This window comes from Streptomyces sp. NBC_00654 (assembly GCF_026341775.1).
Taxonomy (GTDB): Bacteria; Actinomycetota; Actinomycetes; order Streptomycetales; family Streptomycetaceae; genus Streptomyces.
Genome location: NZ_JAPEOB010000001.1, coordinates 204,400 through 216,687, shown reverse-complemented (window position 1 = coordinate 216,687; position 12,288 = coordinate 204,400). Strand labels below are relative to the sequence as shown.

The 12,288-nt window shown below is 68.0% G+C and carries 14 protein-coding genes; 9 read left to right on the top strand and 5 right to left on the bottom strand.

From position 1 onward, the window contains the following. Positions 1 to 352: 352 nt before the first annotated feature. The 9 genes from rpmH (at position 353) to OHA98_RS00955 (ending at position 7,267) form a co-directional block, all read left to right on the top strand. Positions 353 to 490 carry a 50S ribosomal protein L34 gene (gene rpmH / locus OHA98_RS00995; RefSeq protein WP_003967884.1) on the top strand — a complete coding sequence of 46 codons (138 nt, stop codon included), beginning with the start codon at positions 353 to 355 and terminating at the stop codon, positions 488 to 490. An 18-nt stretch (positions 491 to 508) separates the two neighbouring features. Next, on the top strand, positions 509 to 880 hold the full coding sequence (gene rnpA / locus OHA98_RS00990) for a ribonuclease P protein component (protein WP_266922185.1): 372 nt from the start codon (positions 509 to 511) through the stop codon (positions 878 to 880). After that, positions 877 to 1,236 carry a membrane protein insertion efficiency factor YidD gene (yidD, locus tag OHA98_RS00985; RefSeq protein WP_266922184.1) on the top strand — a complete coding sequence of 120 codons (360 nt, stop codon included), beginning with the start codon at positions 877 to 879 and terminating at the stop codon, positions 1,234 to 1,236. Before rnpA ends, yidD begins: the two co-directional genes overlap by 4 nt. Before the next feature lie 3 nt (positions 1,237 to 1,239). Continuing rightward, positions 1,240 to 2,508: a membrane protein insertase YidC gene (yidC, locus tag OHA98_RS00980; protein ID WP_266922183.1), complete on the top strand. Its 1,269-nt coding sequence runs from the start codon at positions 1,240 to 1,242 to the stop codon at positions 2,506 to 2,508. A gap of 14 nt (positions 2,509 to 2,522) precedes the next feature. Next, complete coding sequence (locus tag OHA98_RS00975; protein WP_266922182.1) at positions 2,523 to 3,035, top strand: R3H domain-containing nucleic acid-binding protein; 513 nt, start codon at positions 2,523 to 2,525, stop codon at positions 3,033 to 3,035. Positions 3,036 to 3,144: 109 nt separating this feature from the next. Then, positions 3,145 to 3,861: a 16S rRNA (guanine(527)-N(7))-methyltransferase RsmG gene (gene rsmG, locus OHA98_RS00970; protein WP_266922181.1), complete on the top strand. Its 717-nt coding sequence runs from the start codon at positions 3,145 to 3,147 to the stop codon at positions 3,859 to 3,861. A 322-nt stretch (positions 3,862 to 4,183) separates the two neighbouring features. Then, on the top strand, positions 4,184 to 5,260 hold the full coding sequence (locus OHA98_RS00965) for a ParA family protein (protein WP_323179595.1): 1,077 nt from the start codon (positions 4,184 to 4,186) through the stop codon (positions 5,258 to 5,260). After that, entirely contained in the window at positions 5,257 to 6,345 is a 1,089-nt protein-coding gene (locus tag OHA98_RS00960; RefSeq protein WP_266922180.1) for a ParB/RepB/Spo0J family partition protein, read from the top strand. Before OHA98_RS00965 ends, OHA98_RS00960 begins: the two co-directional genes overlap by 4 nt. Before the next feature lie 304 nt (positions 6,346 to 6,649). Beyond that, complete coding sequence (locus OHA98_RS00955) at positions 6,650 to 7,267, top strand: GNAT family N-acetyltransferase (RefSeq protein WP_266922179.1); 618 nt, start codon at positions 6,650 to 6,652, stop codon at positions 7,265 to 7,267. An 80-nt stretch (positions 7,268 to 7,347) separates the two neighbouring features. Here OHA98_RS00955 and trxA read toward each other — a convergent pair whose 3' ends face one another. The 5 genes from trxA to OHA98_RS00930 form a co-directional block, all read right to left on the bottom strand. Further along, positions 7,348 to 7,680 carry a thioredoxin gene (gene trxA, locus OHA98_RS00950; RefSeq protein WP_266922178.1) on the bottom strand — a complete coding sequence of 111 codons (333 nt, stop codon included), beginning with the start codon at positions 7,678 to 7,680 and terminating at the stop codon, positions 7,348 to 7,350. 43 nt (positions 7,681 to 7,723) lie between these two features. Continuing rightward, positions 7,724 to 8,695: a thioredoxin-disulfide reductase gene (trxB, locus tag OHA98_RS00945; protein WP_266922177.1), complete on the bottom strand. Its 972-nt coding sequence runs from the start codon at positions 8,693 to 8,695 to the stop codon at positions 7,724 to 7,726. A gap of 116 nt (positions 8,696 to 8,811) precedes the next feature. After that, complete coding sequence (locus OHA98_RS00940; RefSeq protein ID WP_266922176.1) at positions 8,812 to 9,795, bottom strand: hypothetical protein; 984 nt, start codon at positions 9,793 to 9,795, stop codon at positions 8,812 to 8,814. Continuing rightward, on the bottom strand, positions 9,792 to 10,496 hold the full coding sequence (sigM, locus tag OHA98_RS00935) for an RNA polymerase sigma factor SigM (RefSeq protein WP_266922175.1): 705 nt from the start codon (positions 10,494 to 10,496) through the stop codon (positions 9,792 to 9,794). The genes OHA98_RS00940 and sigM overlap by 4 nt, the downstream gene beginning before the upstream one ends. 25 nt (positions 10,497 to 10,521) lie before the next feature. Further along, positions 10,522 to 12,222, bottom strand: a complete 1,701-nt coding sequence (locus OHA98_RS00930) for a protein kinase family protein (RefSeq protein WP_266922174.1) — start codon at positions 12,220 to 12,222, stop codon at positions 10,522 to 10,524. Positions 12,223 to 12,288 lie beyond the last annotated feature (66 nt).

The window sequence follows — 12,288 nt, the reverse complement described above, 5'->3', positions numbered from 1 at the left end:
TGTGTGGTTCTCGGGACGGGATGGGTCGGGTCGGGTGAGGCCCGGCAGGCGGGAAGGAAAAGAACCGGAGTTCAGCCACGGTAGTCAGGCCGACCCGCGTGGTTCAAGTTGTTGTCCACAGGCTGTGCATAGTGGGGGCCTGTGCGGGGCCGGTTTGACCGGATGGCGTAGCCGCGCGTACCGTGACCAGGTCGAGTTGTCGATGGCTGCTGCCGCCTGCCTCCGATGGGCAAAGATCACGATCTGTGATTGTGAAGCGGTGCACTAAGGCGTTTACGCGAGTTCCTCGTGGGCGCACGGTGACAGCCAGGCGATGTCCCGCCAACACACGAATCATTTCTGGAGCCCCCGAGTGAGCAAGCGCACCTTCCAGCCGAACAACCGTCGTCGCGCCAAGACCCACGGCTTCCGGCTGCGTATGCGTACCCGTGCCGGCCGTGCGATTCTCGCGAACCGCCGTGGCAAGGGCCGCAGCAGCCTGTCCGCCTGATCGTTTACAGGTCATGACGTGCTGCCTACCGAGAATCGGCTGAGGCGGCGCGAGGACTTCGCGACCGCGGTACGACGAGGACGTCGAGCCGGACGTCCGCTACTCGTCGTCCATCTGAGCAGCGGTGCAACGGACCCGCACGTGACTGGGGAGACTGTTCCCCCGCCGCGTGCGGGTTTCGTTGTCAGCAAAGCTGTGGGTGGAGCGGTCGTACGCACCGCCGTGAAGCGAAGGCTTCGCCATCTGGTCCGCGAACGGCTGGCCGAGCTGCCCCCCGGTAGCCTTGTTGTCGTACGAGCGCTGCCCGGATCGGGCGACGCCGACCATGCACAGCTGGCCCGAGACCTGGACGCCGCCCTGCAGCGGCTGCTGGGAGGGGGCGCGCGATGAAGTACCCGTTGCTGGCTCTCATCAAGCTGTATCAGTGGACGATCAGCCCACTCCTCGGGCCTGTCTGCCGTTACTACCCGTCGTGTTCCCACTATGGATATACGGCGATCGACCGGCACGGTGCGATCAAGGGAACAGCGCTGACCGCATGGCGCATCCTGCGATGCAATCCGTGGTCACCCGGCGGTGTGGATCATGTCCCGCCACGCAGGCGTCCGCGTTGGCACGAGTTGCTGCGCAACGCTCTGCGCGGTGGCAAGGGCGGGGACTCCGCCGCTGATGTGCCGCCCGGAGGCTCGGTCCCCGAACCTCCCAGCTCGGCCACAGAGACCTCGCCCAAAGCTCAAGGAGCCTGATTAGTGGACACGATTGCCAGTCTGTTCAGCTTTATCACCACCCCTGTCTCGTGGGTCATCGTTCAGTTCCACAAGCTGTACGGGGCGATCTTCGGTGATGACACGGGCTGGGCCTGGGGCCTGTCCATCGTGTCCCTGGTGGTGCTGATCCGGATCTGCCTGATCCCGCTTTTCGTGAAGCAGATCAAGTCGACCCGGAACATGCAGGTGCTCCAGCCGAAGATGAAGGCGATCCAGGAGCGCTACAAGAACGACAAGCAGCGTCAGTCCGAAGAGATGATGAAGCTGTACAAGGAGACGGGCACCAACCCGCTCTCCTCGTGCCTTCCCATCCTGGCGCAGTCCCCGTTCTTCTTCGCCCTGTATCACGTGCTCTCGGCTATCGCCTCGGGCAAGACGATCGGTGTGATCGACCAGCCGCTGCTCGACAGCGCCCGGCAGGCACACATCTTCGGCGCCCCGCTGGCCGCGAAGTTCATGGACTCCGAGGAGAAGGTCCAGGCGCTGGGCGCCTCGCTGACCGACGTCCGGGTCGTCACCGCGATCATGATCGTGATGATGTCCGCGTCGCAATTCTTCACGCAGCGCCAGCTGATGACGAAGAACGTCGACCTGACGGTGAAGACCCCGTACATGCAGCAGCAGAAGATGCTGATGTACATCTTCCCGGTCATCTTCGCCGTGATGGGCATCAACTTCCCCGTCGGTGTCCTCGTGTACTGGCTGACCACCAACGTCTGGACCATGGGTCAGCAGATGTACGTGATCAACCAGAACCCGACGCCGGGCAGCAAGGCGCAGGACCAGTACCTGGGACGTCTGCTGAAGAGCGTGACCGCCCGCGGCGAGGTCCGCGGCCGGACGCGGCGCAACACCGTCAAGCGGATCGTCGCCAAGGGCCCGGACCGCAACGACATCGAGCGCAAGTTCATCACCGGTCTGGCCAAGCTGGGTCTCGCGGCCCAGGAGGACGGCACGGTTGCCAAGAGCGACACCGCTGTTGCCGAGGCCGAGGGCGGCGGTGCGCAGAAGCGGCACCAGCCCAAGCGGCAGACCAAGGCGAAGCGGCAGACGGGGGCCGCCACGGCCGGCGGCGCGAAGGACTCCGATACCGCTGATTCGGGCTCCAAGACCTCGCTGGAGAAGCGCGACGCCTCGCAGGACGACGACAAGCCGAAGGCGGCGGGCAAGCCCGCGTCCGGCTCCTCACGCCAAGCCAAGTCCGGACAGCGCAAGGGCCCGCAGCGGCCCAAGCACCCGTCCAAGAAGTAAGAAGGAGTCCATCCGTGACGGAAGGCACCACCTCCACGGCCGCTGAGGGCAGCAGCGACACCCTGACCCGCCTTGAGCAGGAAGGGGAGATCGCAGCCGACTACCTTGAGGGCCTGCTCGACATCGCCGACCTCGACGGCGATATCGACATGGACGTCGAGGCGGACCGGGCCGCGGTCTCGATCATCAGCGACTCGGCACGTGAACTGCAGAAGCTCGTGGGCCGCGACGGTGAGGTGCTGGAGGCGCTTCAGGAGCTGACGCGTCTGGCCGTGCACCGCGAGACCGGTGACCGCAGCCGTCTGATGCTGGACATCGGCGGTTTCCGGGCCAAGAAGCGTGAGGTCCTCGCCGAGCTGGGTGCCAAGGCCGCGGACGAGGTGAAGACCTCGGGCGAGCCGATGAAGCTGGACCCGATGACGCCGTTCGAGCGCAAGGTCGTGCACGACGCGGTCGCGGCAGCCGGTCTGCGGAGCGAGTCCGAGGGCGAGGAGCCGCAGCGCTTCGTCGTCGTTCTCCCGGCCTGACCGGATCCTTGTACTGTCGGCCCCGTCTGTTCGCAGGCGGGGCCGATCTTTGTCAGCCTGATAGTCAGCCACCCACAGTGCGCTAGTGCGGTACGGAAGGACGGTCCCCGTGACGGAGGCAGCAGAGCTCCCCCAGGCGCCTGAAGAGGCGCAGGCGGTATTCGGAGAGCTCTTCCCGGAGGCTGTCCGGTACGGGGAGCTCCTCGCGGATGCTGGGGTCAAGCGCGGCCTGATCGGCCCGCGTGAGGTGCCGCGGCTGTGGGAGCGGCACCTGCTGAACTGCGCGGTGCTCTCCGAGGTGGTTCCCGAAGGTGTCACGGTGTGCGATGTGGGCTCGGGGGCCGGCCTTCCCGGCATCCCGCTGGCTCTCGTGCGCCCGGATCTGAAGATCACCCTGCTGGAACCGCTGCTGCGCCGGACCAATTTTCTTCAGGAAGTCGTCGAGCTGCTGGGCCTGGACCATGTGACGGTCGTCCGTGGCCGGGCCGAAGAGGTCCTCGGCTCGCTTCAGCCCGTTCATGTGGTGACCGCTCGCGCGGTTGCCCCGTTGGACCGGCTCGCGGGCTGGGGCGTTCCTCTGCTGCGTCCCTACGGCGAGATGCTGGCGCTGAAGGGCGACACCGCCGAGGAGGAGATCCAGGGTGCCCGTGCCGCACTGAGCAAGCTCGGGGTGGTCGAGACCGAGGTGCTGCACGTCGGTGAGGGTGTCGTCGACCCGCTGTCCACGGTGGTGCGTGTGGTGGTCGGGGAGAGCCCGGGTGGTGTGAGGTTCGCCGCAAAGAGGGCCAAGGCCGCGAGGGTGGGCCGGACACGTCGGCGGCGCTGACGTCCGACCGGTCGCCCGCGGCGGCGAGACACGGTCGTCCGTTATCCGCGGTGTGCCTCACTTATCGGCATTGCTCCGGTGAAGAGGTCATACGTGCCTCGTGCGGAGTGTCGTGGCCTGGTAGTTGTGCTGCGAGGGCATCGTGTTTCACGTGAAACGTCGCTCTCTGCTGCAGGGAATCATCAGCCGCGGTCGTGCGGCTGCCACGCCGCGCGACCGTAAGCCCGTGAGGGCTGCCGGGCCCGTAAGGGCTACCGAGTTGTCCACAGAAGTGGATTCATCCACAGAACAGCGGGCCTCGCTGGTTCACGACCCCGAAAGCATGGCAGGCTCTGTTCATTGCGAGCCTGAAGTCGAGGAGAGTGAATCCTTGCGGTCCGACGCCAACATCGCGGGACCGATGACCGATCCGGTCCCCGGTCCCCGAACCGAGTCCGCGGGGGAGGGTGTTTCACGTGAAACACCGCCACCGCTGGACGACACACCCATCGGTCGTGCGGCCCAGCTGGCGGTTGAGGCCCTTGGCCGCGCCGGCGAGGGGCTGCCCCGCCCTGACCGCACCCGAGTCATGGTGGTGGCCAACCAGAAGGGCGGGGTCGGCAAGACGACCTCGACGGTCAACCTTGCCGCTTCGCTGGCCCTGCACGGTGCGCGCGTTCTGGTGGTCGACCTCGACCCGCAGGGCAACGCTTCCACGGCTCTGGGGATCGACCACCACGCCGAGGTTCCCTCCATCTACGACGTCCTGGTGGAGAGCCGGCCGCTCTCCGAGGTGGTCCAGCCGGTTCCGGACGTCGAAGGTCTCTTCTGCGCTCCCGCCACCATCGATCTCGCCGGTGCGGAGATCGAACTGGTGTCGCTGGTGGCGCGGGAGAGTCGGCTTCAGCGGGCGATCCAGGCGTATGAGCAGCCGTTGGACTACATTCTCATCGACTGCCCGCCTTCGCTCGGTCTGCTGACGGTCAACGCGATGGTCGCCGGAGCCGAGGTGCTGATCCCCATCCAGTGCGAGTACTACGCGCTGGAGGGACTGGGGCAGCTGCTGAGGAACGTCGACCTGGTGCGCGGGCACCTGAACCCGGATCTGCATGTGTCGACGATCCTGCTGACGATGTACGACGGCAGGACCAGGCTCGCTTCGCAGGTCGCCGAAGAGGTCCGCACCCATTTCGGCAAGGAAGTGCTGCGGACGAGCATTCCGCGCTCGGTGCGTATCTCGGAGGCTCCGAGCTATGGGCAGACCGTGCTGACCTACGACCCGGGATCCAGCGGGTCGCTGTCGTATCTTGAAGCGGCTCGTGAGATCGCCCTGCGGGGTGTCGGGGTGCATTACGAGGCCCAGCATGCCCACACGGGCAGTCAGAACAGCCAGCAGAGCATCTCGGAGGGCATTCAGTGAGTGAGCGTCGTAGAGGGTTGGGGCGTGGGCTCGGTGCGCTGATCCCCGCGGCTCCGCAGGAGAAGCAGGTGCCGTCCCCCGGGACGCCCGGCGCGAGTCCGGTGCTGACGGCGGAGCGTGGAGTGGCTGCCGCGAAGGTGACCACCCTTCCGCAGGCTCCGGTGGTGCCGGAGCCGAGCTCTCCGGAGGCCGAGACTGAGAAGACTGGCGGGGCGACGGGCTCCGCCGGGGCGTATTTCGCCGAGGTGCCCATCGGGTCGATCACACCGAACCCCCGGCAGCCCCGGGAGGTGTTCGACGAGGACGCTCTCGCCGAGCTCGTCACCTCCATCAAGGAAGTCGGTCTGCTCCAGCCCGTCGTCGTGCGGAAGGTGGGGCCGGACCGCTTCGAGCTCATCATGGGTGAGCGTCGCTGGAGGGCCTGCCGTGAGGCGGGTCTGGAGCGGATCCCGACCATCGTCCGCGCGACGGACGACGAGAAGCTGCTCCTGGACGCTCTTCTGGAGAACCTGCACCGGGCTCAGCTGAACCCGTTGGAGGAGGCGGCCGCGTACGACCAGCTCCTCAAGGACTTCAAGTGCACCCACGACCAGCTCGCTGACCGCATCGGGCGCTCCCGTCCCCAGGTCTCCAACACCCTGCGCCTGCTGCGGCTCTCGCCGCCGGTGCAGCGGAGGGTCGCGGCGGGCGTGCTCTCGGCCGGTCACGCCCGTGCGCTGCTGTCCGTGGACGACTCCGAGGAGCAGGACCGGCTGGCCCACCGCATCGTGGCCGAGGGACTCTCGGTGCGTGCGGTCGAGGAGATCGTCACGCTCATGGGGTCGAGCCCCACGAGTTCACCGAAGTCGAAGGGTCCGAGGGCCGGCGGACGGGTGTCGCCCGCGCTGAGCGATCTGGCATCGAGGCTTTCCGACAGGTTCGAGACCAGGGTGAAGGTCGACCTCGGTCAGAAGAAGGGCAAGATCGTCGTCGAGTTCGCCTCGATGGAGGATCTGGACCGCATTCTCGGCAGCCTCGCACCGGGCGAGGGGCGGGTGCTGGAGCGCGGAACCGCTGAGGGCTCGACCGAGGACGACGAGGGCTGAGACCGGCAGGACCTGTGCGGGGCGGGCTGTGTTCCGGTGGATTCCGGAACACAGCCCGCCCTTTGCTCTTCCTCGGTATCCGCAGCATCTCTGGGTGGATACGATGCGTTCTGGTATGGCGCATCCACCCTTGATCCACCTCGAAGGAGGGCAGGGCCGTGCGAACAGTGAGCCGCAGCCGACTGCTGACTGTCGGTTTGGGCCTGGGGGCCGTCGGAGGTTTCGTCGGCAGTCTGTTCCGCGAACGGAGTGCGCTGACAGCCGCACGTGATGCGGCGGGCGTAGGAAGTGAGGAATCGCCTTCATGGGGCGTCGACTCGTACCGCTCACACTCGACAACCTTCCCGATCTCCCCACGCGTTGCCGCTCGTGCGTCTTCTGGGAACTTGATCCGGTCAGCGGGGAAGCCGCGGTAAAGGCGGGCAGGCCCGAGCTGGAGAAAGAAGCCTGGATCTCGGCGGTGCTGCTGGAGTGGGGTTCCTGCGGCCGGGTGGTCTACGTCGATGATGTACCGGCCGGCTTCGTGCTCTACGCGCCACCCGCGTATGTCCCGCGATCGACCGCGTTCCCCACCAGCCCCGTGGCCCCCGATGCCGTTCAGCTCATCACAGGGATGATCATGCCCGGATATCAGGGACAGGGGCTGGGACGCGTTCTGGTGCAGACGGTGGCCAAGGACTTGCTCCGGCGGGGGTTCAAGGCGATCGAGGCCTTCGGGGACGCCCGGTGGAAGAAGCCCGCCTGTGTGCTCCCGGCCGACCATCTGCTCGCGGTCGGCTTCAAGACGGTCCGCCCGCACCCGGCGTATCCGCGGCTGAGGCTGGAACTCCGCACGACGCTCTCCTGGAAGGAGGACGTCGAGCTGGCTCTCGACCGGCTGCTGGGGGCCGTGCAGAAGGAGCCGGTACTGCGTCCGCTCTGAACGGAAGTAGCTGGGAAACAGAACGGGCCCACCCCCTGAAGGGGTGGGCCCGTTTCACGTGAAACATCGTGCGGGTGGCGCTACTCGCTGATGAAGCCTTCGAGGTCGCGGAGGATCGCGGCCTTCGGCTTGGCGCCGACGATCGTCTTGGCGACCTCGCCGTCCTGGTAGACGTTGAGCGTCGGAATGGACATCACGCCGTACTTGGCGGCGGTGGCCGGGTTCTCGTCGATGTTGAGCTTGACGATCTCGATCCGGTCGCCGTGCTCGGCGGCGATGGCCTCCAGCGACGGGGCGATCTGGCGGCAGGGGCCGCACCAGGCCGCCCAGAAGTCCACCAGCACGGGCTTGGTGCTCTTGAGGACCACCTCATCGAAGGTGGCGTCGGTAACGTGCTTCAGGTCGCCGGCCACGGCGGCCTCCTTAGATTCTCGTGGTGGGGTGCGATGAGGACGATCAGACTGCCGGGGTCTTCTCCGGCTCGGCGAGCTGCTCGTCGGCCAATGCGGCGAGGAAGCGCTCGGCGTCCAGAGCGGCGGAGCAGCCGGTGCCGGCAGCCGTGATGGCCTGTCGATAGGTGTGGTCGACCACGTCACCGGCGCCGAAGACACCCGTCAGGTTGGTGCGCGTCGAGGGCGCCTCGACCTTGAGGTAACCCTCGTCGTCGAGGTCGAGCTGACCCTTGAAGAGCTCGGTGCGCGGGTCATGGCCGACGGCGATGAACAGGCCGGTCACCGGGAGCTCCGAGGTCTCGCCCGTCTTGGTGTTGCGCAGGGTCAGACCGGAGAGCTTCTGCTCACCGCGGACCTCGGCGACCTCGCTGTCCCACGCGAACTTGATCTTCGGGTCGGCGAAGGCACGGTCCTGCATGGCCTTGGAGGCACGCAGGGTGTCGCGGCGATGGACGATCGTGACGGACTTGGCGAACCTGGAGAGGAAGGTCGCCTCTTCCATCGCGGTGTCGCCGCCGCCGACCACGGCGATGTCGTGGTCCTTGAAGAAGAAGCCGTCACAGGTGGCGCACCAGGAGACACCGCGTCCGGAGAGCGCGTCCTCGTTCGGCAGGCCCAGCTTGCGGTGCTGCGAGCCGGTGGTCACGATGACGGCCTTCGCGCGGTGCACCGTACCGGCGGTGTCGGTGACCGTCTTGACGGCGCCGGTGAGGTCGACGGAGACGATGTCGTCGGGGATGAGCTCCGCACCGAAGCGCTCCGCCTGTGCGCGCATGTTGTCCATGAGCTCGGGGCCCATGATGCCGTCCTGGAAGCCGGGGAAGTTCTCCACGTCGGTGGTGTTCATCAGTGCACCACCGGCGGTGACAGCACCCTCGAAGACCAGCGGCTTCAGCGATGCCCGCGCGGTGTACAGGGCGGCGGTGTACCCGGCCGGTCCGGAGCCGATGATGATCACATTACGGACGTCGCTCACGGGTTACTTCCTCGTCTCTGCAGACTGCTCTACTGCCTACTGGGGCCGTTTCAACGACTCTCACCCCACCCAACGGATCCTACGGGCGATGCATTCCCGACGTGCCGGAGCAGTGCTCAGGAGCGGCTGTAGGGGCGGGTGAGCAGCAACTGTCCCTTGGCCCCGGGGCCGGCGCCGACGCATGTGGCGGCGACGACGTAGGCCTGGACGCGCGTGGTGTCGGTGGCATGCGGGAGGACCACGAGGAAGGCGTCCCTCCCCTGATAGCGGCCTTCGTCGACGGCGAGGGCCGCGGTGTTCCGGCCGGTGGCCTGCTGTACGCACGGGGGCACGTCCACGGCGGCGGCGCGCAGCGGCTTGTCGGGGGTGGTGGCCTCTGCGGCCTCGGGAGAGCCGACCTCGCCGGTCGTCTTGGTGCCGGAGTCCGGTTGCTGCTTCTGGCCGCGGGGGCTCTGTGAGGCGGTCGTGGCCCTGAGCAGGTCCTGGACCGTGCCTTCGAGGGTGCCCTCCGAGAAGCTCCTGGCGCTTGTTCCGTCGGCGCCGGTGCTGCGGTCCGCCATGGTCGTCGCCTTGTCCTGCGAGCCCTGGAAGGGCTGGAGGAACACGATGCCCATGGTGATCACCGCGGCGCCGAACGCCGCACCGAGGACCGCTGTACGTCGGCGGCGCCCGGAGGTGCGGCGCCCGGGGCCTGTGGGTGCCGGTGGGCGGCCTGCGGGCCGGTCCGCAGGGGTGGCATGGGTGCGCTGTCCCGGCAGGGCTTCCGAGGGCGCGGCGGAATCCGTCGGATTCTTGGCGGGGGTCGATGTTTCACGTGAAACATCGACCCCTTCACCGGGGACGGTGGAGTCGAGGAGGGCCTCCGCAGCCAGGGCGGCGTCGATGCGCCCGGCGATGTCCTCGGGCATCGGCTGAGGGCCCGGGAGCGTGCCGAGAAGGCTGCGGATCTCCTCCAGCGAGGTCCGCACATCGCCGCAGAGCGCGCAGCCGTCGACATGCCGACGGACCTCCGCCGTGCGGGAAGGGGGAAGAAGTCCTTCGGTGAGGTCGGAGATCTCCGAGACATCGGGGTGCTGAGCCGTGTCGGCCGTGGATGTCATGTGCGCCCACCTCCTCCCTTCACTGCCGCGGGATCGCTCGTTCCCGAGTCCCTTGGCCCCGCTGCCGATGGGACGGATGTCCCGGGCGTCCGGTTCCTTCCCACGGAAAGGCTGCCACTATCCCCGACATCACCGCGCAGATGGGTGACAAGGGGGGCCAGTCTCGCCCGGCCACGTGCGCAGCGGCTCTTCACGGTGCCGGTCGGTACGTCGAGGATGCGGGCGGCTTCCGCGACGGGGTAGCCCTGCATGTCGACCAGGACGAGCGCGGCGCGCTGTTCGGGCGGCAGGGTGGTGAGGGCCGCCAGGAGCTGGCGGTGCAGATCCTGACGTTCCGCGGGTGCCTCGGCGGACTCGTGGGGCTCCAGGAGCTGATCGAACCGTTCGGCGTCGTCGACCGGTGCCGTTCTGCGTGAGGCGGCTTTACGGGCGCGGTCGAGGCAGGCGTTGACGGTGATGCGGTGCAGCCAGGTCGTGACGGCGGACTGGCCACGGAAGGTGTGGGCGGCCCGGAAGGCGGACACCAGGGCGTCCTGGACGGCGTCGGCCGCTTCCTCGCGGTCCCCCAGGGTGCGCAGTGCCACGGCCCACAGCCGGTCGCGGTGGCGGCGTACGAGCTCACCGAAGGCGTCCGGTTCGCCTGCTACGTGCTGGGCCAGGAGATCCTGGTCGCTTGTGTCGGCGAATCTGGCGTCGTCCAACGGTGAGCCCCCTCCCCTGGTGCCGTCAGCTGGTGATCTTGATGTCCGCGACCTTGCCCCGGTAGTTCCCGTCGTCGCTCAGCGGCAGATTGGTCAGCCAGACCAGAACGTACCGTGCCTGCACGGGCTTGCCGGGCTTGAGGGACACCTTTGTTCCGGATCCTTCGGCGATTTTGGTGAAGCCGCCGGGCAGTGCGGGGACGGACGGGTCCTTCGTGGTGCGCAGCTCGACCGATGTGGTGCCACCGAGGAAGGAGACGTCGACGGAGCCGACCTGCTGGACCTTGCCGAGGTCGAGAACGACGCCGACGCCCTCCTTGAGCCGGCCGAAGTCGGCGCTGTAGTAGCCGTCGGTGTTCCAGAAGGTGTTGGGGTCCCCGTCGTGGGCGTTCTTTATCGACCCCGGCTTCTCGGAGCCGTCCACGCCGAGCGGGTCGTAGTCCCGTGCTCCGGCGATGGTGAGGGGTTTGCCGCCCTTGATGGTGTTCTTGTCGTTGTTGACGTCCGGGGTGGTCTGCGTGGTGCCGGGGTCCGTGCTGTCGTTCTTGTGGTTGAGGAGCGTTTCGGCGAGCTGCCAGCTGCCGAGCCCCAGGGCAGCGATGAGCAGGGCGGACACGGCCCACTTGAGGGCCTTCCCGGTGCGGCTCTGGAGCGGGGCGGGCGGTGCCGCCATCACGGGCTGGGTCGCCGAGGCGGGACGGGCCGACGGGCGTCCGTAGGTGCCCTGCTGGTAGGTGGTGCGCTGGTACGAGGGCGGGGCGGTGAAGGTGGGCTCGGGCGGCAGGATGCGCGGCATCGCCGCGACGGCCTTGGCCAGCTCGTCGGGAGTGGTGCACGGCGGTTCCTGCCGGGAGGCCGTGGCGCCGTCGTTGGCGAGCGCGCGCATGGCGAGCTCGGAGAGACCGCGGTGGACGCCGGCCCGCACCTGGTCCGGAGCGATCAGCCCCATGCCCTTGGGCAGCCCGGAGAGGCCGTAGGCGTCGCTCTCGTACGGCCAGCGCTGGGTCAGCGCGGCGTACAGCAGGGCGCCGATCGCTTCGGTGTCCGTACGCAGGGGGCGCTCGGCGGTGATGCCGCGCAGTGCGGCGTTCACGGCGAGCCCGCGGATGCGGTACTGCCCGGTGGAGCTGCGCAGGACGGCGCCGGGCGTGAGCCGGAGGTGGGCCAGCCCCTCGCGGTGGGCGGCCGCCATGGCCTGGGAGATCTGGCTGACGAGCTGGTAGGCGTCGTGGGCGTCCATCGGTCCGGCGGCCAGCAGAGCGGTGAGCTCGGTGGCGTCCGGGAGCCATTCGTGGACGACGTAGACGAGATCGTCCTCCTCGACCGCGTCGAGGACCTGCACGAAGCGCGGGTCGCCGAGCAGGGCGGAGGACCGGGCCGCGGCCAGCACCGAGCGGGCGCGCGGGTGGTCGGCGGGGAGCAGGTGAACGCCCACCGCGCGGCGAAGCTTCTCGTCGACAGCACGCCAGCTGCTGAATCCGTCCAGACGGGTGACGCACTCCTCGAGGCGGTAGCGTCTGGCGAGTTTGTGACCGCTGTGCAGATCGGGCGTCGCCGGGACGGCATCGGAGCTGTCCCGCTCACCGTCCGCGTCGTTGGGGCCTTCGCCCGCTGTTTCCTTGGCTTCCGCCGTCCCGTCGGTCGTGGCCTCGTCCGCCTTGGCGGTCAGCGGCTCGTCGCCGCTGTTGTCGGCCACGTCGACGGCAGCCGTGCTACGTTCCGCCACCGTCGTTCCTGCCTCCCCATCCGTTGCGCGATGCCAGCCAGCTCTGCACAGTCACGCCAATTGTGC